At 60.6% G+C, this 22,126-nt stretch carries 20 protein-coding genes; 9 read left to right on the top strand and 11 right to left on the bottom strand.

The genetic code is table 11. The features are described from left to right. Positions 1-21: 21 nt before the first annotated feature. From rpoB to IPK79_10125, 5 genes are all read right to left on the bottom strand, one after another. Entirely contained in the window at positions 22-3,309 is a 3,288-nt protein-coding gene (rpoB, locus tag IPK79_10145) for a DNA-directed RNA polymerase subunit beta (protein MBK8190795.1), read from the bottom strand. Between the two features lie 209 nt (positions 3,310-3,518). After that, positions 3,519-3,908, bottom strand: a complete 390-nt coding sequence (gene rplL, locus IPK79_10140) for a 50S ribosomal protein L7/L12 (GenBank protein MBK8190794.1) — start codon at positions 3,906-3,908, stop codon at positions 3,519-3,521. 35 nt (positions 3,909-3,943) lie between these two features. Next, entirely contained in the window at positions 3,944-4,474 is a 531-nt protein-coding gene (locus tag IPK79_10135) for a 50S ribosomal protein L10 (GenBank protein ID MBK8190793.1), read from the bottom strand. Between the two features lie 308 nt (positions 4,475-4,782). Then, positions 4,783-5,157 (bottom strand): response regulator transcription factor, encoded by a 375-nt coding sequence (locus IPK79_10130; protein ID MBK8190792.1) that lies wholly within the window; start codon positions 5,155-5,157, stop codon positions 4,783-4,785. A gap of 27 nt (positions 5,158-5,184) precedes the next feature. Continuing rightward, on the bottom strand, positions 5,185-5,724 hold the full coding sequence (locus tag IPK79_10125; protein ID MBK8190791.1) for a hypothetical protein: 540 nt from the start codon (positions 5,722-5,724) through the stop codon (positions 5,185-5,187). A gap of 254 nt (positions 5,725-5,978) precedes the next feature. Here IPK79_10125 and IPK79_10120 point away from each other — a divergent pair, with 254 nt between their 5' ends. Together IPK79_10120 and IPK79_10115 are read left to right on the top strand one after the other, a co-directional pair. Beyond that, complete coding sequence (locus IPK79_10120; GenBank protein ID MBK8190790.1) at positions 5,979-6,392, top strand: hypothetical protein; 414 nt, start codon at positions 5,979-5,981, stop codon at positions 6,390-6,392. A gap of 53 nt (positions 6,393-6,445) precedes the next feature. Then, positions 6,446-7,012, top strand: coding sequence for a hypothetical protein (locus IPK79_10115; protein ID MBK8190789.1), 567 nt, complete (start codon positions 6,446-6,448; stop codon positions 7,010-7,012). Between the two features lie 6 nt (positions 7,013-7,018). On the opposite strand, the gene IPK79_10110 is transcribed toward IPK79_10115, so the two are convergent. Beyond that, positions 7,019-7,384 carry a hypothetical protein gene (locus IPK79_10110; GenBank protein MBK8190788.1) on the bottom strand — a complete coding sequence of 122 codons (366 nt, stop codon included), beginning with the start codon at positions 7,382-7,384 and terminating at the stop codon, positions 7,019-7,021. Between the two features lie 334 nt (positions 7,385-7,718). Here IPK79_10110 and dnaK point away from each other — a divergent pair, with 334 nt between their 5' ends. After that, positions 7,719-9,566, top strand: a complete 1,848-nt coding sequence (gene dnaK / locus IPK79_10105) for a molecular chaperone DnaK (protein ID MBK8190787.1) — start codon at positions 7,719-7,721, stop codon at positions 9,564-9,566. Positions 9,567-9,751: 185 nt separating this feature from the next. Here dnaK and IPK79_10100 read toward each other — a convergent pair whose 3' ends face one another. Next, positions 9,752-10,555 carry a hypothetical protein gene (locus tag IPK79_10100; protein ID MBK8190786.1) on the bottom strand — a complete coding sequence of 268 codons (804 nt, stop codon included), beginning with the start codon at positions 10,553-10,555 and terminating at the stop codon, positions 9,752-9,754. Positions 10,556-10,843: 288 nt separating this feature from the next. Further along, on the bottom strand, positions 10,844-11,494 hold the full coding sequence (locus IPK79_10095) for a hypothetical protein (protein ID MBK8190785.1): 651 nt from the start codon (positions 11,492-11,494) through the stop codon (positions 10,844-10,846). Between the two features lie 431 nt (positions 11,495-11,925). Between IPK79_10095 and IPK79_10090 the strand changes: the two genes are divergently transcribed. Then, on the top strand, positions 11,926-13,239 hold the full coding sequence (locus tag IPK79_10090; GenBank protein ID MBK8190784.1) for a tetratricopeptide repeat protein: 1,314 nt from the start codon (positions 11,926-11,928) through the stop codon (positions 13,237-13,239). Positions 13,240-13,293: 54 nt separating this feature from the next. Here the strand turns inward: IPK79_10090 and rplI are convergent, their stop codons facing one another. Next, positions 13,294-13,812 (bottom strand): 50S ribosomal protein L9, encoded by a 519-nt coding sequence (gene rplI / locus IPK79_10085; GenBank protein MBK8190783.1) that lies wholly within the window; start codon positions 13,810-13,812, stop codon positions 13,294-13,296. A gap of 255 nt (positions 13,813-14,067) precedes the next feature. On the opposite strand from rplI, the gene uppS reads away from it, so the two are divergent. Then, positions 14,068-14,781: a di-trans,poly-cis-decaprenylcistransferase gene (gene uppS / locus IPK79_10080; protein MBK8190782.1), complete on the top strand. Its 714-nt coding sequence runs from the start codon at positions 14,068-14,070 to the stop codon at positions 14,779-14,781. Between the two features lie 76 nt (positions 14,782-14,857). Further along, the gene (locus IPK79_10075; protein ID MBK8190781.1) at positions 14,858-15,331 is read left to right on the top strand and encodes a hypothetical protein; all 474 of its coding nucleotides are present in this window, start codon (positions 14,858-14,860) and stop codon (positions 15,329-15,331) included. A 15-nt stretch (positions 15,332-15,346) separates the two neighbouring features. Here IPK79_10075 and IPK79_10070 read toward each other — a convergent pair whose 3' ends face one another. Both IPK79_10070 and IPK79_10065 read right to left on the bottom strand, forming a co-directional pair. Continuing rightward, on the bottom strand, positions 15,347-16,429 hold the full coding sequence (locus tag IPK79_10070) for a J domain-containing protein (protein ID MBK8190780.1): 1,083 nt from the start codon (positions 16,427-16,429) through the stop codon (positions 15,347-15,349). A gap of 174 nt (positions 16,430-16,603) precedes the next feature. Beyond that, positions 16,604-18,178 (bottom strand): hypothetical protein, encoded by a 1,575-nt coding sequence (locus IPK79_10065; protein MBK8190779.1) that lies wholly within the window; start codon positions 18,176-18,178, stop codon positions 16,604-16,606. Positions 18,179-18,388: 210 nt separating this feature from the next. Here IPK79_10065 and IPK79_10060 point away from each other — a divergent pair, with 210 nt between their 5' ends. The 3 genes from IPK79_10060 to IPK79_10050 all read left to right on the top strand — a co-directional run bounded on the left by IPK79_10060 (position 18,389) and on the right by IPK79_10050 (position 22,122). Continuing rightward, entirely contained in the window at positions 18,389-20,347 is a 1,959-nt protein-coding gene (locus IPK79_10060) for an ABC transporter substrate-binding protein (protein MBK8190778.1), read from the top strand. Next, positions 20,347-20,784, top strand: coding sequence for an NUDIX hydrolase (locus IPK79_10055; GenBank protein MBK8190777.1), 438 nt, complete (start codon positions 20,347-20,349; stop codon positions 20,782-20,784). The genes IPK79_10060 and IPK79_10055 overlap by 1 nt, the downstream gene beginning before the upstream one ends. A 126-nt stretch (positions 20,785-20,910) precedes the next feature. After that, positions 20,911-22,122 carry a glycosyltransferase gene (locus IPK79_10050; protein ID MBK8190776.1) on the top strand — a complete coding sequence of 404 codons (1,212 nt, stop codon included), beginning with the start codon at positions 20,911-20,913 and terminating at the stop codon, positions 22,120-22,122. Positions 22,123-22,126: the final 4 nt, after the last annotated feature.

Below are 22,126 nucleotides of genomic sequence, written 5' to 3'. Positions count from 1 at the left end.
TTATAAAGGCTATCGCCGCCGCTAGTCCTGGGCGGCCGAGAAGAAGTTCAGCAACTCGCTTTCTGCGCTGGAGAAGCGCTTCTTGCGAGAAACGCCCGCGCTGTCCTGCATCAGATCGACTTCGACCTCGCGATCGTCTTTCATCTTCTTGGTAACGCTGATATCGAGCCCGATGCTCTGCAATTCGCGCACCAAGACCTTGAAGGACTCAGGAATACCGGGCCGATTCAGGTTCTCGCCCTTGACGATGGCTTCATAGGCGCGGCTGCGACCAGTCACGTCATCTGACTTGATGGTGAGCATCTCCTGCAGCGAGTAGGCGGCGCCATAGGCTTCCAGCGCCCAGACTTCCATCTCGCCGAAGCGCTGACCGCCGAACTGGGCCTTTCCGCCCAGCGGCTGCTGCGTCACGAGGCTGTAAGGACCTGTGCTGCGCGCGTGGATCTTGTCGTCGACCAGGTGAACCAGCTTCATCATGTAGATTTTGCCGACGGCCACGGGGTTGTCGAAGGCGTCGCCAGTGCGGCCGTCGTACAACGTGGTTTTTCCGTCGGGATGAATGAAGCTTTTACCCGAGCTTTCGACCGCCTGGCGCAGGGCTTCATGCACCGTGGTGCGCGAGGCTTCTTCGCCATACATCTCGTCAAACGGCGGCACTTCGTAGAGATCGCCGTTCAGCCACGCCGTCAGGCCCAGCAGGGTTTCAAAGGTCTGGCCGACGTTCATCCGTGAAGGGACGCCCAGCGGATTCAGCACGATATCGACCGGCGTGCCGTCCTTCATGAACGGCATGTCCTCGATCGGCAGAATACGCGACACGATGCCTTTGTTGCCGTGGCGCCCGGCCATTTTGTCGCCCACGCTGATTTTACGCTTCTGCGCGACGTAGACGCGAACGACGGTATTGGCGCCTGGGGGCAGCTCGTCGCCCTTTTCGCGGTCGAAGACCTTGACGTCGACCACGCGACCGCCTTCGCCATGAGGGACCCGCAGCGAGTTATCCCGCACGTCTTGCGCCTTTTCGGCGAAGATGGCGCGCAGGAGCTTCTCTTCCGGCGGACGTTCAGATTCACCCTTGGGCGTAATCTTGCCCACAAGGATATCATCGGGGAAGACGCGCGCGCCGACCCGGACGATGCCGCGATCGTCGAGGTGGCGCAGGGCCTCTTCGCCGACGTTGGGCACTTCGCGGGTGATTTCTTCCGGCCCGAGCTTGGTGGTGCGGGCGTCGATTTCGAGTTTTTCAATGTGGATGCTGGTAAACGTGTCCTCGTGGATGAGGCGCTCGCTCAGCAGGATGGAATCCTCGTAGTTGTAGCCTTCCCACGGCATAAAGGCGACCGTGATATTACGGCCCAGGGCCAGTTCGCCTTCACGCGTGGCGGCGCCATCGGCAATGACCTGCCCGCGCCGCACCTCGTCGCCCTTGCGGACGATGGGACGGTGATTCATACAGGTATCCTGGTTGCTGCGCAGGTACTTGATGAGCTGGTGGCGATCCACCTTGTTCTGATCCGTGCGGATATCGACGTACTCGCCCGTGACTTTCTCGACGGTGCCGGCGCAGCGCGACGATACGGACATGCCCGAGTCTACGGCGACCTTGCGCTCCAGCCCGGTGCCGACCATCGGGCGCTCGGCGCGCACCAGCGGCACGGCCTGCCGTTGCATGTTGGAGCCCATCAGCGCGCGGTTAGCGTCATCGTGCTCGATGAAGGGAATCAGCGCGGTCCCGATGGAGATGATCTGAATCGGCGAAATCCCCACGAAGTCAACCATTTCAGGTTCTGTCGTGGTGAATTCGCTGCGATAGCGCACCGGCACCATCGGGCCGATAATCCGGCCGTCTTCGTGGCGGCGCAGATCGCCGGGGGCGATCCGGTAGCGGTCCTCTTCGTCAGCAGACAGGAAGACAATTTCCTTGGTCACAATCCCGTCGCGGACGCGGCGATAGGGGGTTTCCAGAAAGCCGTAGTCGTTGACGCGCGCATAGGTCGCCAGGCTGCCAATCAGACCGGCGTTCGGGCCTTCCGGCGTTTCCACCGGACAGATGCGCCCGTAATGGCTGGGGTGAATATCGCGAACCGCAAACCCGGCGCGCTCGCGGGCCAAACCGCCCGGCCCGAGGGCCGACAAACGGCGTTTGTGCGTGAGTTCGGCCAGCGGATTGGTCTGGTCCATGAACTGCGAGAGTTGCGACGACCCAAAGAACTCGCGAATCGCAGCCAGCAGGGGTTTGGGGTTCAGCAGGTTGCTGGGCGTCAAGGTCTCGGTATCTTGCAGCGTCATGCGTTCCTTGACGATGCGCTCCAGCCGGGTAAAGCCCACGCGAAACTGGTTCTGCAGCAGCTCGCCCACCGAGCGAATCCGGCGGTTGCCCAAGTGGTCGATGTCGTCCTCAATGCCTTCTTCGTAGTGCAGGTTGATGAGGTAATCGACCGCCGCAATCAGGTCTTCAGAGGTCAGAATGCGCACGGCGTCCGGCGTGGAGAGGCCGAGCTTCTTGTTCATTTTGTAGCGGCCCACGCGGCCCATATCGTAGCGCTTCTCATCGAAGAAGCGGCTTTCCAGCAGCGAACGACCGCCGCTGACGCTGGGCGGATCGCCGGGGCGCAGACGTTTATAGACTTCGATGAGGGCTTCTTCGGCGGTTTCCGTGACGTCTTTCTCCAGCGTGCGCTTGAGGAAGTCGAAATGCCGGAAACGGTTTTCCATCTCGGAAACCGTCATGCCCAGGGCGCGCAACAGCGTGGTGGCAGGCAACTTGCGATTTTTATCAATCTTGACGTGGATGACGTCGTTGGTATCCGTCTCAAACTTGAGCCATGCGCCGCGATTGGGGATCAACGTAGCGTTAAAGATACGCTTGCCGTTGAGCGCAACGTCTTTCTTGTAGTAGATGCCCGGCGAGCGAACAATCTGGCTGACAATGACCCGCTCAACGCCGTTAATGACGAAGGTCCCGCGATCGGTCATCATCGGGACTTCGCCGATATAGGCTTCCTGTTCTTTGATTTCGCCGGTATCGCGGTTGACCAGGCGCATCATGATGCGCAGTTGCTTGGAGTAGGTGGTCTCGTGCAGGCGGGCTTCTTCGACCGAATACTTGGGATTCTCAAAGGTATACTCCGGCAGGAAGTACAGTTCGAGACGGCCCGTGTAGTCTTTGATCGGCGAGAAGGAGAGCAGCTCTTCCTTCAGGCCTTCGGCGATAAACCAGTTGAACGATTTCTTCTGGATTTCGGCCAAATCGTGCAGCTCATCCAGCGGCAGGGGGTCGACTCCAGAAAGCGTCACCCGTTCTTGCATCACGGAAGTCATCGCATACCTCGTCTAATTATCAATGCTAACCGCAGCGAAACCTAACTCCAGACGGCCTTATCTCCCGGGCGTCGCGACCGCTGGCGGGAAAGCCCCATCGGCGCTGAAACGCAAACGAACCAAGCGGCTTCAGATCCTCGCTTCCAGTAAAGGGAAGGCCGATTAGGCGGATCTGAAGCCCTGTTGGCTCATGAATGCTACTTCAGCTCGACCGTGGCGCCAGCCGCTTCCAGCTGCTCTTTCAGTTTTTTGGCCTCGTCCACTTTGACGCTGGCTTTGATTTCTTTGGGGGCGGCGTCCACCAAGTCCTTGGCTTCCTTGAGACCCAGGCCGGTAATGGCGCGGACTTCTTTCAGGACGGCGATTTTGTTGCTGCCGGCGCTGGTCAGCACGATGCTGACTTCGGTCGGGGCTTCTTCGGCCTCGGCGGCGGCGCCAGCGGGGGCGGCGGCCATCGCGACAGGCGCAGCGGCGGTAATGCCGAATTCTTCTTCAAACGCCTTCACGAGGTTGGCGGTTTGCAGGAAGGTCAGACCCTTGATGCTTTCAAAAATCTGGGTGGTTTTGTCATCGAGTGCTACGGGCATGGCGTGTATGAAACCTCATGGTTTTCCGGTCAACGTTAGCTAGCTTGTTGCTTTTGGCTGGCGACTTGGTCCAGGACGTTCGCCAGCGCGCGATGCGGGCCGATGAGAGCCGCAACAAGGCCATTCATCGGAGAAGCGATCCCGCCCAGAAGTTTGGCGCGCAGTTCATCGAGCGGGGGCAGCTTGGCCAGTTCATCCACTTCCTTGGCCGAGAGCGCTTTGCCTTCGAGATAACCGCCGCGAATTTCGTTTTCTTTCTTGTTTTTCTTGAGATAGTCCTGAAGCGTCTTTACCGGCGCGACCTGATCGGCATTGCCGACGACCAGCGCCGTCGGGCCTTTGAGCAGAGGCTCAATCGCGGCCAGCGCATCGCCTTCGACGGCGCGCTTCATCAGGGTATTTTTGGCGACCGTCAGGGTCGCATTGGTCTTGGACAATTCGGCGCGCAACTGGTTGATTTGCGCAACCGTCAGTCCGCGATAATCGAGGACGACGGCGACCTGAACGTCGCTCACCTTGTCGCGAAGTTCTGCGACCGTCTGTTTCTTTCTAGGAAGGGCGCCCACAGCGAATACCTTTCGTTTTGAATCTCAAAAGTCCTGGGAATCTGAAAGCGAAAAAGGCTGAAAACGGCGTGTCGCAGCCCGCAGGCTACACTATCAGAGAAAAAGGCCGCCGTGTAAAGGGTTTAATCAGGCGACGCGAGGTCGCAGGCCCACAACGCGCAGAGAGTGGAGAGGACGCCGGATGCGCCCATGACCTGCCATTCGCCGCTCTGTCGCCGTGGGGGGCCATTGTAAAATAGCGGTAGGGGCTTGACAAGGGAAATCAGGCAAGCGGCGCGAAAAACAGCCGGCTTCAGACAGAAGCCGCGCTATTGGCGCGCTTGAGCCGGTTCATAATTTGTTACGTTTTTCAGCGCAGCGCGTAAGTCTGAGGAGATGCGCGACTTGGGAACGAACCGAAACGGCGTTTGCGGCATCAGCGCGGGATCAGAGCCGCTGATAAGAATAATCCCTCTTTCAGGATGGCCCTTCTCAAGCAGCGCGTCGGCGACTTGCAGGCCATCGCGAGAGCCGCGAAGCTTCCAGTCGAGCAGGGCCACGTCGGGGCGGATATCATCATACAGGGTCAGCGCATCGTCAAAGTTATCGGCGACGCCCGCCAGCTCGCAATCGTCACATAACGCCAGCAGCCCGGCAATCCCCGTTTGCCAGAGCGGTTCGTCTTCCACCAGCAGGATTTTCATTTCAAGAGGCCGCCTGTTGAGGGTGGGTCAGTCATCCATTCGGATTTTCATGCCCGCATCGTCGTCTATGACAGTTTTAGCGCTTTCCGGCAGACGTCCGGGCGGGAGGCCGGCAGGTTCAGGGCTGGTGAGGTTGAGCAATTCATCGACCGGGCGCGTGAAGACGTCAGCGGCCATCTGCTCCAGCTCGTCAATGTCAATCAGACGTTCATTCTGCTGACACCATTCCATATAGGCCTCGAACGATTCGATGGTGACGACCATGCGATAGGAGGCGGCCTGACGGTCCTCGTCAGTCATCATCAGGATGCTGTTGACGGCTTTGTGCAGCAACTGATCCTGATCATACCAGCGCCGCTTGGCTTTAGACTGAATCAGCCCCATTACCTTGGTATGTCCAAGGCTTTTCAGGCCTTCGCGACCGCCCAGCAGATTGTTATCTTCGCAAAACTGGGCAATGTTCTTGGCAATGAGGCGCTGATACTGCGACGACAGTTGCTCAAACAGCTCAACCGCTTTCTGCGTCTGCGGATACTTGTCATACCACCGGTTATTGCCTTTCGGCATCCTGAGTTCGCTTTCTATTGATACCCAAACGAGATACGTTTCCCTTATTAAACTGGATTGCGCAAGGGGTGTCAAAGCCAAAGTCAGACAATGGGAATGGCGACTCGTAAAAATGCAGGATTTTGGGGATGCGAAAAGAATTGTAACGGGGATATTCTCTAGAATAAAAGTTGGGAAGGAAGCTGCCGATAATGAGGAAGCCATTGTGGGATGACGCCCGGCATAACGGGCGCAAAGACGGAAAGACAGGCGTAATGCGCGCACACAAAGGATTTACCCTGATTGAGCTGACCTGTATCGTCGTTGCGATGTTGGTCCTGTCGGGCATCGCGCTGTTTGTGTACGGCGACGTCATGGAATCGGGCGATGCGACGCTGGTGGATTCTGTCCAGGGCTCGCTTCAGACGGTCATTTCCCAGGCGTCTTCGCGGCTGGACGTGAATCCGACGGCAACGCCGTCTGCCAACGTCGTCAACGTGCTGCGAATGTCCATCCCCGATACGGCGGCGGTTACTGCGACCGGACCGACGACATACCGGCTGGAAATGCCCCGCTCGGCTCGCCGCGCGGCTTATCAGGTGGGGGCCAACGGCGCCGTGCGAATCACGGGCCTGTCGGGCTTCACGCATTACAGCATTGACGCCGACGGATCGATCAAGAAGCTCTAAGACGCAGCATTCAAGACATCGAAGATCCCAAAAACGCCGGGAGACCAGACGCCATGCGAATCGCCGCCCGAGGCCTGACCCTCATTGAGATCGCCATCTCGATGGGCCTGTTTATGCTGGTGGCGCTGGCGGTCGCAACCATTCTGAGTTCGGGCATGGATACGCAAATGGCCTACCGCGTGCACGAAAACGAGCACAACGTGGCCATGAACATCATCGATTCCCTGCGTCAGGATATCATTCGGGCCAAGGCCATTACGGTGGCGGGCGGGGGAAGCCAACTGGTCATTACCTCGCCGAGCAATGCCGTCATCAACTGGAGCATCACCGGCGGAGAAGCGCGGCGCAATGGGCTGCTCTTGAGCCGCAGCGCCTTTTCCCCCAATATCGCCCTGGCGGCGAGATGCGGCGGCAACGGCACCACCGTCTGCTTTGAAGGCCGCGACCAGAACGGGGCGATCATCAACATCAATCCGCGACGCGTCGTTCTCAATGAACTGACCATCGTCCAGCAGTTGCCCACCGGCGGCGGAAGCAAGCTGGACCGCGAGTTTGGGGCCGCCTCCTACCGCGTCAACGACGCCAGTTTTGAAGTGACAACCGGAACAACGTTCCAGTAATCGCGGCTAGTCGGCGCGAATGGCGTCAAACTGCATCAGGCCGGGGTGGAGAATCACGCGCTGAACGACAGCCAGCGGCGCGGTGAACTCAATAAAGCTATCGAAGACGCTCATGCGCGACAGGCCGCCCTCTTCTCGCAGCGTGCGCTGAATTTCTTCCAGCGCCTGAGCCGACTGCGCCGTGATGCGGCCCCGGACGGCGGCGCCCGTAAACAGACCGGGGGCATTGCGAAAGGCCAGGAAGATATCCCAGGCGCGGCGCGTACAGCGAGAGGTCGCGGCGCTAAAGACGTCGGTGGAGACCGGCGGCGGGGCGCCAGCGGCAGAGTCTGGCGAGGCGGGGGCGGCTGGAGCGGCGGCGTCTTGGCTCATCGGGCATCCGGTCCTTATGATTACGTCTTGCGGATTACGGCTTAAAAGGGCCGGTCGCGTTATCTTAACAGGAGCCGATCGATTCGGGCAAGAAGCGCCGCGCGCGCGGGTTTTCTTAATTCATTGTTAACGTGCCGGATTTCACGCGTTTTTTTAGATACAGTAGGAATGTCGCACGGACAAACGGCTCCCCCGCCCCCGGCGCAAGCGGCCCGCAAGACTTGCAGCGTCTGAAACGACGCCCGAATGCAGACAGAGAGGCCCTTTCACACAACATCTTTAACACCCCGTTATTCAGCGTTTGAGTCTATAAATAAGAAAGAGGACGCAGGCTATGTCCGAAAAAGTCGTTGGAATTGACTTAGGCACCACTAACTCCGTCGTGGCGGTTATGGAAGGCGGTCAGCCCGTCGTCATCGCCAACGCGGAAGGCAACCGCACCACGCCGTCGATTGCGGCCATCTCCAAAACCGGCGAATGGCTGGTCGGGCAATTGGCCAAGCGTCAGGCCGTGTTGAACCCGGATCGCACGATCGCCTCCAACAAGCGCCATATGGGCGCGGATCACAAGTGGACCATCGACGGCAAAGGCTACACCCCGCAGGAAATCTCGGCCAAGATTCTGCGCAAGCTGGTGGACGACGCCTCGAAGTACCTTGGCGAAAAAGTCACCAAGGTCGTCGTGACCGTCCCGGCCTATTTTAACGACAGTCAGCGCCAGGCGACCAAGGACGCCGGGCGGATCGCCGGGCTGGACGTACTGCGCATCATCAACGAGCCGACCGCCGCTTCGCTGGCCTATGGCCTGGACCGCAAGAACGACGAAACCATTCTGGTTTTTGACCTGGGCGGCGGGACATTCGACGTATCGGTGCTGGAAGTGGGCGACGGCGTCTTTGAAGTGAAATCGACCCACGGCGACACGCGCCTGGGTGGCGACGACTTCGACGAGAAGCTCATTGACTGGCTGGCCGAAGAGTTCCGCAAGCAGGAAGGCATCGACCTGCGCGGCGACAAGCAGGCCATGCAGCGGCTGAAAGAAGCTGCCGAGAAGGCCAAATGCGAACTGTCCAGCGTGATGGAAGCGCACATCAGCCTGCCGTTTATCACCGCAGACCAGAACGGGCCCAAGCACCTGGAAATGACCCTGTCGCGCGCCAAATTCAACGACCTGACCCGTGATCTCGTCGAGCGTTGCCGGGGCCCCGTCCAACAGGCCCTGAAAGACGCAGCCCTCAAGCCCGCAGACATTGACGAAGTCGTGCTGGTGGGCGGCTCGACCCGGATTCCGGCGGTGGTGGATTTGGTGAAAGAACTCACCGGCGGCAAAGAACCTCATCAGGGCGTCAATCCTGACGAAGTCGTCGCCGTCGGCGCGGCGGTTCAGGCGGGCGTCCTGGCCGGAGAAGTCAAGGACATCGTGCTGCTTGACGTCACCCCGCTGAGTCTTGGGATCGAAACCCTCGGCGGCGTCATGACCAAGCTCGTCGAACGCAACACGACCATCCCCAAGCGCGCCTCTGAGACGTTCTCGACTGCCGAAGACAATCAGACCAGCGTCGATATCCATGTGCTGCAAGGCGAACGCCCGCTGGCGCGCGATAACAAGACGCTCGGCAAGTTCCGTCTCGAAGGGATTCCGCCGGCGCCGCGCGGTATTCCCAAGGTGGAAGTGACGTTTGACATTGACGCCAACGGCATCGTGAACGTCAGCGCCAAGGACATGGCCACCTCCAAGGAGCAGAAAATCACCATCACGGCCAGCACCAACCTCGACGATCGCGAAATCGACCGGATGGTGAAGGAAGCCGAGGCCCATGCCAGCGAAGACGCCAAGCGTAAGGAAGAGATCGAACTGCGCAACAACGCCGACAACTTGTGCTACAGCGTCGAGCGTCAACTGAAGGACCTCGGCGATAAAGTAGCCGACGACGAGAAGTCGCGCGTTACGAGCCTGGTTGACGACCTGCGCGCGGCCATCAAGGCCGACCGCTTCGACGATATGAAGCGGCTGGTCGACGAGCTGCAGAAGGCCGCCTACGACATCTCGACCAAGGCCTACGAATCGGCCGGGGCTTCGGCGGAAGGTACAGGCGAGGCGCCAGACGGCGCCGGCGGAGATGATATCATCGACGCCGAATTCCGCCCATCGGACGAAGGCGTGGGGGCTGCCAAAGACTAGGCGCCCTGGCCGCCGGGCGCCTCGCGCCTCAGCCGCCCTTCTAACCCTTATAACGTCCGCGCGCTCCCCTCGATCACACTCGATCACAAGGGAGCGCGTGGCGTTTGGAGCCGGGCGCGCGCCAGCAGGCCGCTCAGCAGCGCGCGGCTCACAACAATCCGGCGAAAGAAGACAAGCGCGCATCGTCAACAAGGGGGCGGCTTTCCGCAAAACGTCCAGCGCTGCCACCAGGCCTGTTGCGGCTCGATGTAGAAATCTTCCGGGCGCAGCGTCACGGTGTGCGCGAGCGCTGACGCCGGAAAACGGGCCGTAATCAGCGCTTGCGCGCGCGTATCCGACAGAATGCCCGTACACGGCGGGGTTTTCTCCAGCGCGGGATGGGGACGGGTCTGCTGGGCCTGAAGCAGCGCGCCTGCGGGGTTTGCAAGCGTCCCGCAAGGCGCAGGCAGCGGCGAACGCAGCCGGGTCGCCTTCTGACGACGCTCGCGATCGTCCGTATTCACGGCGCATGCGCCGCCCGACGCCGCGCCTTCCAGCGCCCACAGGCGTTTCTGAATGTAGTCGATGAGAAACGCCTTGGGCAGCATAATCCGCATGCCCGAACCGAGGCCGGGGCGCGGCGCAGGCGGGCTCTGCGCCGAAGAAAGGGCTTCGTCCGCTGACGAGACGCGCGGCGCAGTTGACGCGCCGGGATTCAGCATCGCCAGCGGGCATTGCAGCACGCGCAGCACGGCGCGCAGGGTTTCCAGCAGCGGGGTTTGCGTCGGTAATGGCCGAGGCGCCCGGCGTCCGATGCCCATCCAGGTGCGCATGGCGCGTTCAAAACGCGTGACAAACTGCACCGCCCAGAATCCCAGCCTGCGTTTGCCCGGATCGCGGGTTTTATCGGCCATCGCGACATCGAGCGCAGCGCACATCACCTCGTCAAAGAGCGAGATGTTCTGCATGAGGATTGAGAACAGCGCCTTTTGGCGCGAAACGCCAGCCATGAGAGGATTTCTCCCTGTTTGCGAGAGGCTTGAGAGAGGTGATACTATCAGGCTAGCGCATGCGTTTATAAAAGCATAGAGATCAATATTTACGATTTTCAGCAGCCCGCCCCCTGAGCGCGTTTCGGGGGTGTGGGGGGGGAGGGCGAATTCCTCGCATGGGAACGACGCGTCAGGAAAGAACCCTCACCTTCGCCCATGAACAACGCCGCTCAGCCGGGGTTTACTGTGAAAGCTTGTGCGCGTCCCTCGCTTAGGCGAACGCCTTTTTTGGCAGTATCGAGGCGCTTATTGTTTGGGGGTTGCCTGCTTCAGGAGACGGGTCCATGTGGCCCGCGCCTCAGGGCCCATGTCCGGCTTTTTAATGGCGTAATGCACAACATATAAGCCCTCTTCTGTCGAAAACATTCGTTGAATTTCGTCCTGAACCATTTCGACAGGCTCCATTATTTTAAATTCAAAGACGACATCATTTGGCGTGTTCATCACATAGCTTACTTGCACGTCTGGAACCTGATTTCTCAGACGCATCACAAAATTCTGGACGTATTCCTGAGCGTTTGCCAATTGGCCCGTATTGGGGACAAATTGCGACGTGACCAATTCTTTCCAGCTATTAATGTCATCGCCTTTTACGAGATATTCAACGGTGAGCAGATTCGGATTTCTTTCTTGCCAAGCGGGGAGCCAGGTTCGCTCATCGAATTTCAAGTTGAGGCGATCATAATTCGTTTGAGAAACCCCGCCATCTCCCTTAAGAAGGGCTGTTGTACTGCAATAGGGCTTTCCGTCAATAGCAAAATATTCAACGCACGACGGTTTATTTTGAGAAGTAACTTCAATCAGATTGGGCGGAATTCCTTCTGCGGAAGCGCTAGAGAAAGCAGCCAACACGGCGACAGGCAGTAATAAACAGGCGGCTGACCATTTTGGGTTCATGTGATGGATCTCCTGGCGTCTTGAGCCCGGCCCCCGCCATGAGGAGGTGAAGGGGAGAAGGCGAAGGGGCCTAAATCGTGTAATTTCAACGTCATAAAAACGTCGTCAAATCGCGCTTTTATCATGACATTCTATGAAAATAACGCTTGCGCACAAGCTTTCTGAGCGATCCATTTTGAGATAAATGAGGTCCTGAAGGCCGAGCGCTTGGCGACGGGCAGCCCAGCTCCGCGCGCGGGATTTCTACAAATCGCCCCATGTTGCATGGCCTCGAAAACTGATTATCCTGTGGAGTGAAGCATCCTTCGGGCGGTGGATTGAGGGTCGAAAAGCCTCCAGTTTCGACTGGAGAGGTCGACACGCTGATAGATCCACTGCTTCTTGCGGGAGGCTGAGGGGTTTCGCTGAGACGACGGGAAGTAAGCGCGCGCATGGCCTCACGGGTGTATGGCTATTATCTGCCGCCGGTGTTTACCGGCTCCGGCGACAAGCGTAAAAGCGCCGCCGCCTCCGATGAGGGCGCCGGCGCGGGACTCGCCAGCGCAAGCGCGCCGTCTGCGACGTTGGCCACGGTTCACGAGCAGACGCGCGGCAATGGGATTTCGATTACCGCCATTCTGGATGACTTCCGCAACACCATGAACGCCTTGGGCGCCGATGAGCCGCTGCGCGAAGAAGTCGACGCCTATCTGCGCGCGGTGAGCCTTCAGGCGAGCAAAAGCAATCCGTCGGTTCCGTTTATCAAGCAGTCGCTCAAAACGGCCGCCGACTCGGTTGACGCGTACATCGCCAAAACACTGGAACAGCCCTCGCGCGTGGTGCGCGACTGGGTAGACGCCCTGCTGCTGCAAACCATTGACTATCGCAAAACCGCCGCCGCCCCTTCCGCCAGCGGCGTCACGGGCGATTCGTTCACGGTGTCGCGTGCGCAAGGCCTTGGCTCTGCGGCGAACGGGACTCCCGCTGCGGCGAAACCGACGGTCGTACGGACCAGCGCCTTGAGCGCCGACGATAAGAACCGGTTTCGAGACGCCTTTGACGCAGGCAAGACGCTGGCCGCGCAAGGACAGCCGGAATCTGCGCTGACGTCTTTTGAACAGGCGCTCGCCATTGCCCAGGACCACGGGCAAGCCTCGCTGGCGGGTAGAACGCTTTACGCCATGGGCAAAACCGCGCAACTCAGCGCCGATCCCGCTGTACGTGATCAAGCGATCGGCTACTATCAACGCGCGCAGGATAAATTCATCGAAACCCAGCAGATTGAAAAACAGGCCCGCGCGCTGGCGGCGATCGGGGCGATTCACGATGATCGCAACGAACTGGCGCAGGCGGCCAGCTATTACGCGGGCGCGCTTGCCCCCTCGCGCGAATCGGGCAACGGAAAACTCACGGGCCGCATTCTCAACGACGCCGGGATGGTCAGCGTGCGGCAAGGCCGACTGGTCGAGGCGATCGCCCAGTTCAAGGACGCCGCCAACGCCAATACGTCTTCGCAACAGGGCGATCCCCATTTATTGCCCGATATCTACAGTAATCTGGGCGAAGCGTATCGCTTGCAGAACGAGACGACGCAGGCCGCCGGGGCCTTTCGGCAATCGCTGAAATACGCTCAGGAGCTGCGCGATAAAGATGGCTATCTCAACGCGCTGACGCAATTGGCGGCTTTATACGAGTCGCAGGGCCAGAGCGAGAAAGCCGCGCCTTTTCGCCAGCGCTTGCAAAAGCTTCAGCCGGGGCTGGTTTAGGGGCAGACGACTGCGCGATCGGGGGCTTATGAGGCTCTTAACAGCGGCGCGCGTCTAGCGATCGTCGTCCTGATCGGCGTAATCGGCTTCGTTGTAGAGAGCCGGGGCAGGCGGCTCGGCGCTGGCGATGGGACGCACCACGACGGCGACCGATGCGCTGACCTTAGAAGAAAACTTGACGTACAGCGTGTATTCGCCCACGCGATTAATGGGGGCGTTGACGTTGAGCTGTTTGCGCTCAACCAGCAGGCCAGACTTTTCGTGCAGGATGCGCGATAACTCTTTGGTGGTAATCGCGCCGTAGAGCTTGCCGGTGTCGCTGGCGTTGGCTTCCAGCGCGATGGTTTCGATGGCGGTAACGATGTCGGCCTTGTGTTGATCTTCTTTCTGCTTTTTCTCGGCCTTGGCGCGGATGCGCTCAATGCGGGCCTGCAAGTCTTTCATCGACCCTTCGGTGGCGACGATGGCCAGTTTTTTGGGGAAGAGATAATTGCGGGCGTAACCGTCGGCTACCGCCAGCACGTCGCCGCTATCGCCCAGGGCGTCTACGTCTTTGGTCAGAATCACTTTCATAAAACAGAGCGTCTCCACAGGTCAGGTCGAGCTTACTATCATACATAGGCAATCGTGCGTGTCAAAGCGGCGGCCTTACGCGCGCATTTTGGCTATAATAGCCGCCTGTCCCCTGTTTTTAACGCGATGATAGTTGACCGGATTTTAAACCCGGATGGAGCCCCCTGTCGCATGCCCGCCCAATCGCCCCTGAATTTGTCGCCGCCTCTGGAAGACGCCTTCTGGAAGGACCCTGAGGCGCTCTCTGTTGAGGCGATGACCCGGCTGACAGCCGCCCTGAATATTCGCCACGTCGCCGTCATTATGGATGGGAATCGACGATGGGCCAAGCGCCGCCATTTGCCGACGCTGGCCGGGCATGGCGAAGGCGTTCTGGCTTTTAAGCGCATCGTTGAGCATGCGGGCGCCGTCGGATTGCAGGCGCTGACGGCCTATGCGTTTTCCACCGAAAACTGGCGCCGCGACCCGCAGGAAGTCTCCGGCTTGATGGGCCTCTTTTTGAAGACCATTGCGGCAGAAGTCGATCGTCTGGCGACGCAGAACGTGAGATTACGCTTTATCGGCGATCTGGCGGCCTTTTCGCCCGATCTGGGCGATGCGATGCGCGCCAGTGAGGCCAAAACCGGGCAGAACAATGGGCTGTTGCTGCAAGTGGCCGTCAACTACGGCGGACGCGCGGAAATCGTCGCCGCCGCTCGCGCGCTGGCCCAACGCGCGGCGCAAGGCGAGCTGTCGCCGCAAGTCATCGGCGAAGACGACCTGAGCGCGGCGCTTACCACGGCCGGGGCGCCGGACCCGGATCTCGTCATCCGCACGGCGGGAGAATCCCGGCTGAGTAATTTTTTGCTCTGGCAGGCCGCTTATGCCGAATTCTACGCGAGTGAGGCGCTGTGGCCCGATTTCTCGCCGGTGGAATTGAATCGCGCGCTGCTGGCCTACGCCCGCCGGGAACGCCGCTACGGGGGATGATGGACGCCGCTCAAGTTTGAGGGCCTCCTGTCGACAGGCTAGCAGAGAGCGCCCTTACGGAGACAGGCGGAGCATCATGGCAGCCCCTCAATCGATCCCCCCGTCGATTTCAGATCCCGGATATACCGCCGCTTCGCGCGCGCCGTCGCTGGGCGTGGTGGCCGACGCGCCCCGGCATTCGCGCTTGGGGATGCTCAGCCTGGGAATTGGATGCCTTGCGGCCAATACCGGGCTGCTCACGTTTATGCTCGTGGTCATGCTGCTGATGGTGAAAGAATCCGGGTGGGCGCTGTTTTTTGCCATCGTGTGCCTGCCCTCTGCGTTCAGCTTGACGTTACTCGGCCTGGGGCTGGGCGTCTGGAGTCTGTTTCGGCCCCGGCAGCGGCTGGGCTTTAAAATCGCCGCCGTGTCGCTGAGCGGGCTTAATCTGGCGGGGATTGGCGTGATTGCCCTGACGCTGCTGGCTCTGGGCGTGAGCTGGAACGCCGCCGAAAGCAAGGCGACTCAGGACGACGCCGCGTCGACGGAAGACGCCTACGGCTATATTTAAGCTCAGAAGCAGGGCTTAGCCGTCGCGCAGGTCGGCCAGCGCCTGATATAAGGCGAGCGCCTTGGGCGAGAGTTTCTCGGGCATGGCAATCGCAATGGTGACGAGCTGATCGCCGCGCCCGCCGCTGTTAGGCGCGCCTCGGCCCTTCATGCGCAGCGTTTTGCCGTGCGGCGTGCGCGGCGGAATAGAAAGCTTTACCAGCCCGTCCAGCGTCGGAACATCGATTTCTGCGCCCAGCACCGCCTGGGGAATGCTGAGAGACAGCGTGTAGTAGACATCCGCGCCCTCGACGCGCAGTCCGGGGTCGGCTGTGACTTTGATGATTAGATAAAGATCGCCGTTTTCGCCGCCGTCGCGGCCCTTGCCGCCTTCACCGGCGACGCGGACCTTGGAGCCGGTTTTTACCCCCGGCGGGATGCGAACCTCGAGCTTTTGCGTGCGCGAAACGGATTTTTCGCCGCCGCAGGCCGGGCAGCTCACGCCGTTGAGCTTGCCGGTGCCGCTGCATCGGCGGCAGGTTTCGACGTGTTGGGCATGCACCGGTTTGATCACGCCGCTTTCGGCCTCGTGCGGAAAAATCGGCGTCTCGACAGAAATATCCTCGCCGCGCCGGGGCTCTGCGGCGGGGCGCGAGGACCTGGGGGCTTTGGCTTGCGGCGGCGGAGCGGCGGCCTTCTTCAGGAAGTTCTCGAAGAGTTCGTTAATGCCGACCGTGTGCGTGTCGGCCTTTTCTTTAGATGATCCCGAAGAGGAGGACGCAGAAGAAGAGGAAGACGGCGGCGGCTTTTTTGCCGCCTGAGGCGGCGGCGGGGGGGGCGGCTGTTTTTTCTCGGCGGCTTTGGGAGGCGGCGGCGTTTCAGGGGCGCGACGTTTCAGCGTGAGTTCCAGCGCGGCGTCGTACTTGATGCGCTTATCGGGCGAGCTGAGCGTTTCGTAGGCCTCGTTGATGGCCTTGAATCGTTCCTCGGCGCTTTTATCGCCGTTATTCAGATCCGGGTGAAACTTGCGCGCCAGACGTCGATAGGCAGATTTCACGGCTTCTTCGCCCGAGAAGGCGGGCAAGTCGAGGGTGGCGTAATGATTTTTGAACGGCGGCATTCAGGAGCCTTCTGGTTCACGCGGGGTCTCAGGGCGCAAAGGGGCTCAAAACTCCAGAGGGCCGCCCGACGCTTCTATTTTAGACCAGATTTCGTCCTTGAGACGTTCGCCTCAGACGTTGCGACAGGACGGTCGCCTTCTTGCGATCCGTATCGGTCGCGCGAGTGGGGATCTTCAATCGTCGGCCAGACGGCGCCATAGCAGCCGATAGTCAGACAAGCGCTGATGTTGCGCCCAATGCGCGGAATGCCCGGCCAACGCGCCCTGCATCTGTGACACCCAGCTTCGCAGGCCCTGCAGAGCGTCTTCCAGATGCGCCTGATAAACGCCATTGGCCCGTGGGCGGCCTTTTTGTTGCGAAGCCCGTTGTGAGAGGCGCATTATCACGTTGGAGGCGGCTTCGTCGAAGCATTCCGCACGCATCAGCGGACGCGCCAGCCAGATAACGCTGCGACCGGCGGCGGTTTCTTCAAGAGCCGAGACGGGATCCTGTTCGCGTTGAGGCGTATAGAGGCGGATCGGGGTCTGGCGGATGGCCGTTTCTTCAGCGCCAGCCTCTGCGGGCGGCGCGACATGGCGGCCCTGGGCGTAAAAGGCCGCCAGCGATTTGAGAAGCCTCAATTGCAATTCTTCTTCCTGCGTCGGCGTGACGGCCTGACGCGCGAGTCGATCGCGCCAGAAGGTCTGTGCAGCAGGCATGCCCAACGCATGGAATCCCGGCGCGCAGAGAGCGAAGCCTTCTTTGGCAAGCGTCTGGCGGGCGTTTTGCGCGTCGTCGTCGCCGTTAAAGCCGGCATCGGCCAGGAGCCCGGCTTCAAAGGGCATTCCCAGACGGCGGCTCTCCGCCAGCGAGAGGGCGCCTTTCAGCAGCAGGCGCGCGGCGCTGCGATCGGCGTTAAATTCCGCCAGTTGCGGGTCTCGCGATAATGTGGCAGATGCGCCGCCTGCCGTGCGGGTCTCCCATATCGGGCGCAACGTCTGAATGACGTCCACCAGCTCTTGATCGCTCAGCGAGCCGAGGATATTCTCATGGCGAATCAGGTTGGAGAAGTCGCGTTCGGTAAACGGCGCGTCAGGGCCCGGCGTGTCGGCGACGTCGGCGTCGGTTTTCGTCCAGAAGGACAGACGCTCCAGCGCGCATTGCGGAGAAGACTCCGGCTGGAGAGTGGATTGATACGCGGTCGGACGGCCCTGAATCGTCAAATCGCCTGTTTGCCCGGCCGCCAGCAGTTTAAAGCCAAAGGCCGGGCTTTCAAACGTCGCTTGCGGCGCGGCATTGAGCGTAGAAGGCGTCAGTATGCGCAGCGACGCTTCGGCGCCGGGCGCTTTTTTGCCGTTGGCGGGCGGAAGACCATCGTCCGAGGCCGGAGCCTGCGAAAGCGCCTGCTTCAAACGCTTAAGGCGAAGCGCCTGTATCGAATCGGCGGCCATGCGGCGCTCGAAGCAGTCGTCGCGCATGGAATCCAGCAGCATATTGGTTTCGCTGAGGGCATGACGCGTCAGCGTCAGCTCTTGATGCAGATGACGCATTTTCGCCTGAATCTGGCCCCGGGTTTCTGACGAAAGGCCCAGCGTCTGACGCGTCCAGCGGATGGCGGCATCCCACAGGCGTCGCCACAAGCGGCGAGCGGGCGTCGCGGAATTGAGGCGCTCTGCCGCCGGACGATGCCGGACAGGCGTCGGCGCCAGATCGTTATGTCCAAATCGGGGCGCGGAGCAAGCGGCGCCCATCAGCGGGGAAATCGGCATCAGGTTACAACCGTTGTTGCGTTCGGCGAGGGGCGCTGCGTCAGAGTGAGCGTCAGGGCCATGCCGGATCAATAAACGCGGCGGGCGCGAATGGATTGTCATTGGCGACGTCTCAGGATTATAATAACGGCCCTGAAAGACGATCCACAGAGCAGACAATCTCGCCAGAACAAGCCCCCAGAAAAATATCCAAGAGAGAGGACGGTCCTGATGAAAGCATGTGCGCCCCCCGCCCCCCCCTTCATGGCGGGACTGCTGGCCCTGACGCTCGCCCTGCCCCTGACGCTGGCCGCTTGCAAGCCGCCTCAACAAGAGACCGCCCCCGACGCGTCGCCGCGCGTCAGCGTGTCAATCGATCGTCCCATCGTTGAGATTCCCCTCAAGCAGGAGGCCTTCGGCCTGTACGCCATTCGCGAAATCGCAGGCGTCGAATATCTGATTTCACGCGATCCCGTGGGCCAGCCGGGCGGGACGTTTCTGGACGCGTCGATCGGCAACGGCCCCAAGACGTTTAATCCGTGGGTCAGCAAAGACGGCACGTCCTCGAGCATGGGCGCCAAGATCACGTCGGGGCTTATTACCATCGATCCCGGCAGCGGCGGCGTGATTCCGTGGCTGGCCAAGTCGGTCGAGACCCTGCCCGATCGCCTCACGTATCGCGTCACCCTGCGCAAAGGGCTGCGCTGGTCGGACGGCAAGCCGCTCACATCGAGCGACGTGGTTTTTACCTGGAACGAGATCATCCGCCCGGGTCTGGGCAACGCGAGCTTGCGCGATCTGGTGATGCTCGAAGGCAAATTCCCCGAAGTCCGGGCGATTGATCCGCTGACGATTGAGTTTAAGACCGCGAAACCCTTTGCGCCGTTTATCCGCCGACTCGGCTATGAAATCGCGCCCGAGCATTACTTTGGCCCGATTGTGCGCAAGGGCGGCGAAAAGGCCTTTAACGCCGCATGGGGCAACGACGAGGCCGCCCAGCATCCGGAACGCTTTATTTCGTCGGGCATGTGGGTGCTGGAGCGCTACGAGCCCAGTATGCAGCGCGTGACGTTCAAGCGGAATCCGTATTTCGCTATGCGTGACGCCAATGGTGCGCCGCTGCCTTATCTTGAGCGCTATGTCACCAGTTTTGTCTCAGACAGCAACAACCTCGTCCTGAGCTTTGAGCAGGGCAAGATGGACGTCTACGGGGTGGATCCGCAGTATGTCGCCCATGTGCGCCGCTTAAAACGCCCCGGCTTTACGATGTACAATCTGGGCCCCAGCGAAGGCAAGCAGTTTCTGATGTTCAACCTCAGCGCGCGGCCCGATCCCACGACCGGCCGCCCGGCGAACGATCCCGTTCGCGCGCGCTGGTTTGCGCAACAGGGGTTTCGCCAGGCCGTTGACTGGGCGATTAATCGCAGCGATATCGCCAGTAATATCTTTAAGGGATTGGCGCAGCCGTCATTTACGGCCGAATCGCTCGCCTCGCCTTTTCTCAACGAAACGCTCGCGCAAGGCCACCCGCAGGATCTCCAAAAGGCCCGGCAATTGCTGCAATCCGCCGGATTCCACTGGGATGCGTCGGGCAAGCTGCAAGACGCGCAGAATCATCCGGTCGTCTTTGAGCTGATCACCAACGTCGGCAACGAGCTGCGCGAGGCCATGGGCAACAGCATCGTGGGCGATCTGGCGGAATTAGGCATTCAGGCGCAGTTAAAACCGATTGATTTCAACGTGCTGACCACCCGACTGGATTCCGGCCAGTGGGATGCGGTGATTCTGGGGCTGGGCGGCGGCAGTCCGCTGGAGCCGCACGATGGCGTCAACGTCTGGCGCAGCGACGGGGCCCTGCACATGTTTAATCAGCGCATCAAGAACCCGAAAACCGGCAAAATTGACCTCGCCGACCGCTTCCCGTGGGAAAAAGAAATCGACGACCTGTTTGAAAAAGGCGCGCAGACCATCGATCCCGCAGAGCGAAAATCCATTTACAACCGCTATCAGCAAATCGTCGCCGATCAGGTCCCGTTTATTTATCTGGTGTCGCCGTATCGCTTTATCGCCGTGCGCGATCGGCTCCAGAACGTCCGGCCCACGCCGCTGGGCGGGATTGAGCATAATCTGGAATCCATCTGGATTCAGCCGCAGGCCGACGCCGCCACGGGTGAAGGTCAGGCGCGCTAGTGGGCGAAGCCAGAATCAAGGTCCGGGCCGCAGCGGCGCTGATTCAGGACGACCGGCTGTTATTGGCGCGCCAGAACGATCGCCCGTTCTGGGTGTTGCCGGGCGGCACGCTGGAGCCGGGAGAAAGTCTGGCGGCTTGCGTCATCCGCGAGCTGCGCGAAGAAACGGGGCTGATCATCTCGGTGCGGCGCCTGCTGTATCTGCGGGATTTTCGCCATCCGCAGCGGCCCGCGCTGGACGCGTTCTTTCTGGCCGACCTCTGCGGCGGCGCGCTGGCAATGACGCGCGAGGAGAATCTCAACGAGCTGGGATTCTTCTCGCGCGCAGACGTTGCCGCCATGTGCGTCGAACCGCAGCCGGTCTTTGAGCGTCTGCTGGCGGACTGGGACGCGGGTTTCCCGGATGCGCGCGCCTCGACAGTTTATCTGGAAGGCTAAACGGCCTCGTTCGTCGCGCGGGCGCTGGGGTCGCGCCGGGGATGAAATCTCATGAGGGCGGGTGGTGCGGCAGAAAGGGGTGGCCGGTACAATGGAAAGCGTCGGCTTCTTAAGGAATCTCGCCCGGTGTCCTCGCCCGTTCGCATCTTGCATTACTACCCAGATTTTGGCGCGCAGGGCGGCATTGAACGCCACATCGAGCAACTGACGCTTGCCCTGAAGGCGCGCGGACGCTATGAGCCTCTGGTCGCCTGTACGGCGGACGGACCGTTTTTGAGGCGTCTACAATCGCAGGGCGTACGCGTATGCGGCATCCAAACGGCGGCGCTCTTTGCCAAGCCCAACTATCGCGCGCTGGATCTGGCGAGTATGACGCAGCTTGCGCGCCTCATTCGCCGCGAGAAGCCGCAGGCGGCGCATGTGCATATCGGCCAGATTGAGAATCTGCTGTTTAAGGCCTTGGGGCTGCCCACGGCGTATACGTTTCATGGCTACGAAAAGCTCTATAGCCTGGAGCAAACGCCTCATGCGGTAACGCGCGCGTTTAAGCGGGCAATCCGCGCAGGATTTCGCTTTAGCGTGGATCGGCTGGACGCGTTTTGCGTCGTCAGCCGCGCCGAACGCGATCGCCTCGCGCGTGAAGGCTATCTGTCGAGCGCCGATCGCGGCATGATTCTGCCCAATGGCGTGACGCTGGAGGCGTTTTATCCGCCGAATCTGGCGGCGCGCGTGGCGGCGTTTGAATCTCGCTGGCAGATTCCGGCCAATGCGCGCTGCATCAGCTTTTTGAATCGCCTCGACGCGAATAAGAATCCGCTGGCCTATGTTCGGCTGGCCGAGCGCTTGTGCGCGGCTTTTGCTGAGCAGCCGCTGTTTTTTCCGCTGGCGGGCGAAGGGCCGTTGTCAGAGGAGGTCGCGCGGGCGGTTCAGGCGAGCCCGTTTGCCGATCGCTTCCGCCTGCTTGGATTTTGCGATGACGTGCCCGCTTTGTTGGCGCGCTCAGCGGCCACGGTCTTCACGCCGCTGATGGAAGGCTTTGGATTGGGCGCGCTGGAAGCGATGGCTGCCGGATCGCCGCCGGTCGTCTACGCAGTCGGCGGCCTGCCCGAAATCATCGGCGACGCCCCGGATTTGAGCGCGCTTCTGGTCGCGCCCGACGACGAGGCGGCCCTGTTTGACGCTGTTTGTCAGATTCTCGCCTTGTCTGGCGCCGAGATCGAGGCGCTCCGGGCGCGTTTGCAACAGCGCGCCGAGGGATTCTCCCTGTCGGTCATGGTTGACCGCGTGGAAGCCTTGTACGACTCTATTCTGCGTCGCGATCGATCGGTCTGTCCATGAGGCG

It is taken from the genome of Vampirovibrionales bacterium (genome assembly GCA_016712355.1).
In the GTDB taxonomy this organism is placed as follows: Bacteria; Cyanobacteriota; Vampirovibrionia; order Vampirovibrionales; family Vampirovibrionaceae; genus JADJRF01.
This window is presented reverse-complemented; position numbering and strand designations above follow the sequence as displayed.

Coding starts and splice junctions, on each gene's coding strand:
- rpoB (MBK8190795.1), bottom strand. CDS start 3,309: ATGCAAGAACGGGTGACGCTTTCTGGAGTCGACCCCCTGCCGCTGGAT.
- rplL (MBK8190794.1), bottom strand. CDS start 3,908: ATGCCCGTAGCACTCGATGACAAAACCACCCAGATTTTTGAAAGCATC.
- IPK79_10130 (MBK8190792.1), bottom strand. CDS start 5,157: ATGAAAATCCTGCTGGTGGAAGACGAACCGCTCTGGCAAACGGGGATT.
- IPK79_10125 (MBK8190791.1), bottom strand. CDS start 5,724: ATGCCGAAAGGCAATAACCGGTGGTATGACAAGTATCCGCAGACGCAG.
- IPK79_10120 (MBK8190790.1), top strand. CDS start 5,979: ATGCGCGCACACAAAGGATTTACCCTGATTGAGCTGACCTGTATCGTC.
- IPK79_10115 (MBK8190789.1), top strand. CDS start 6,446: ATGCGAATCGCCGCCCGAGGCCTGACCCTCATTGAGATCGCCATCTCG.
- IPK79_10110 (MBK8190788.1), bottom strand. CDS start 7,384: ATGAGCCAAGACGCCGCCGCTCCAGCCGCCCCCGCCTCGCCAGACTCT.
- dnaK (MBK8190787.1), top strand. CDS start 7,719: ATGTCCGAAAAAGTCGTTGGAATTGACTTAGGCACCACTAACTCCGTC.
- IPK79_10100 (MBK8190786.1), bottom strand. CDS start 10,555: ATGGCTGGCGTTTCGCGCCAAAAGGCGCTGTTCTCAATCCTCATGCAG.
- IPK79_10095 (MBK8190785.1), bottom strand. CDS start 11,494: ATGAACCCAAAATGGTCAGCCGCCTGTTTATTACTGCCTGTCGCCGTG.
- IPK79_10090 (MBK8190784.1), top strand. CDS start 11,926: ATGGCCTCACGGGTGTATGGCTATTATCTGCCGCCGGTGTTTACCGGC.
- rplI (MBK8190783.1), bottom strand. CDS start 13,812: ATGAAAGTGATTCTGACCAAAGACGTAGACGCCCTGGGCGATAGCGGC.
- uppS (MBK8190782.1), top strand. CDS start 14,068: ATGACCCGGCTGACAGCCGCCCTGAATATTCGCCACGTCGCCGTCATT.
- IPK79_10075 (MBK8190781.1), top strand. CDS start 14,858: ATGGCAGCCCCTCAATCGATCCCCCCGTCGATTTCAGATCCCGGATAT.
- IPK79_10070 (MBK8190780.1), bottom strand. CDS start 16,429: ATGCCGCCGTTCAAAAATCATTACGCCACCCTCGACTTGCCCGCCTTC.
- IPK79_10065 (MBK8190779.1), bottom strand. CDS start 18,178: ATGCCGATTTCCCCGCTGATGGGCGCCGCTTGCTCCGCGCCCCGATTT.
- IPK79_10060 (MBK8190778.1), top strand. CDS start 18,389: ATGAAAGCATGTGCGCCCCCCGCCCCCCCCTTCATGGCGGGACTGCTG.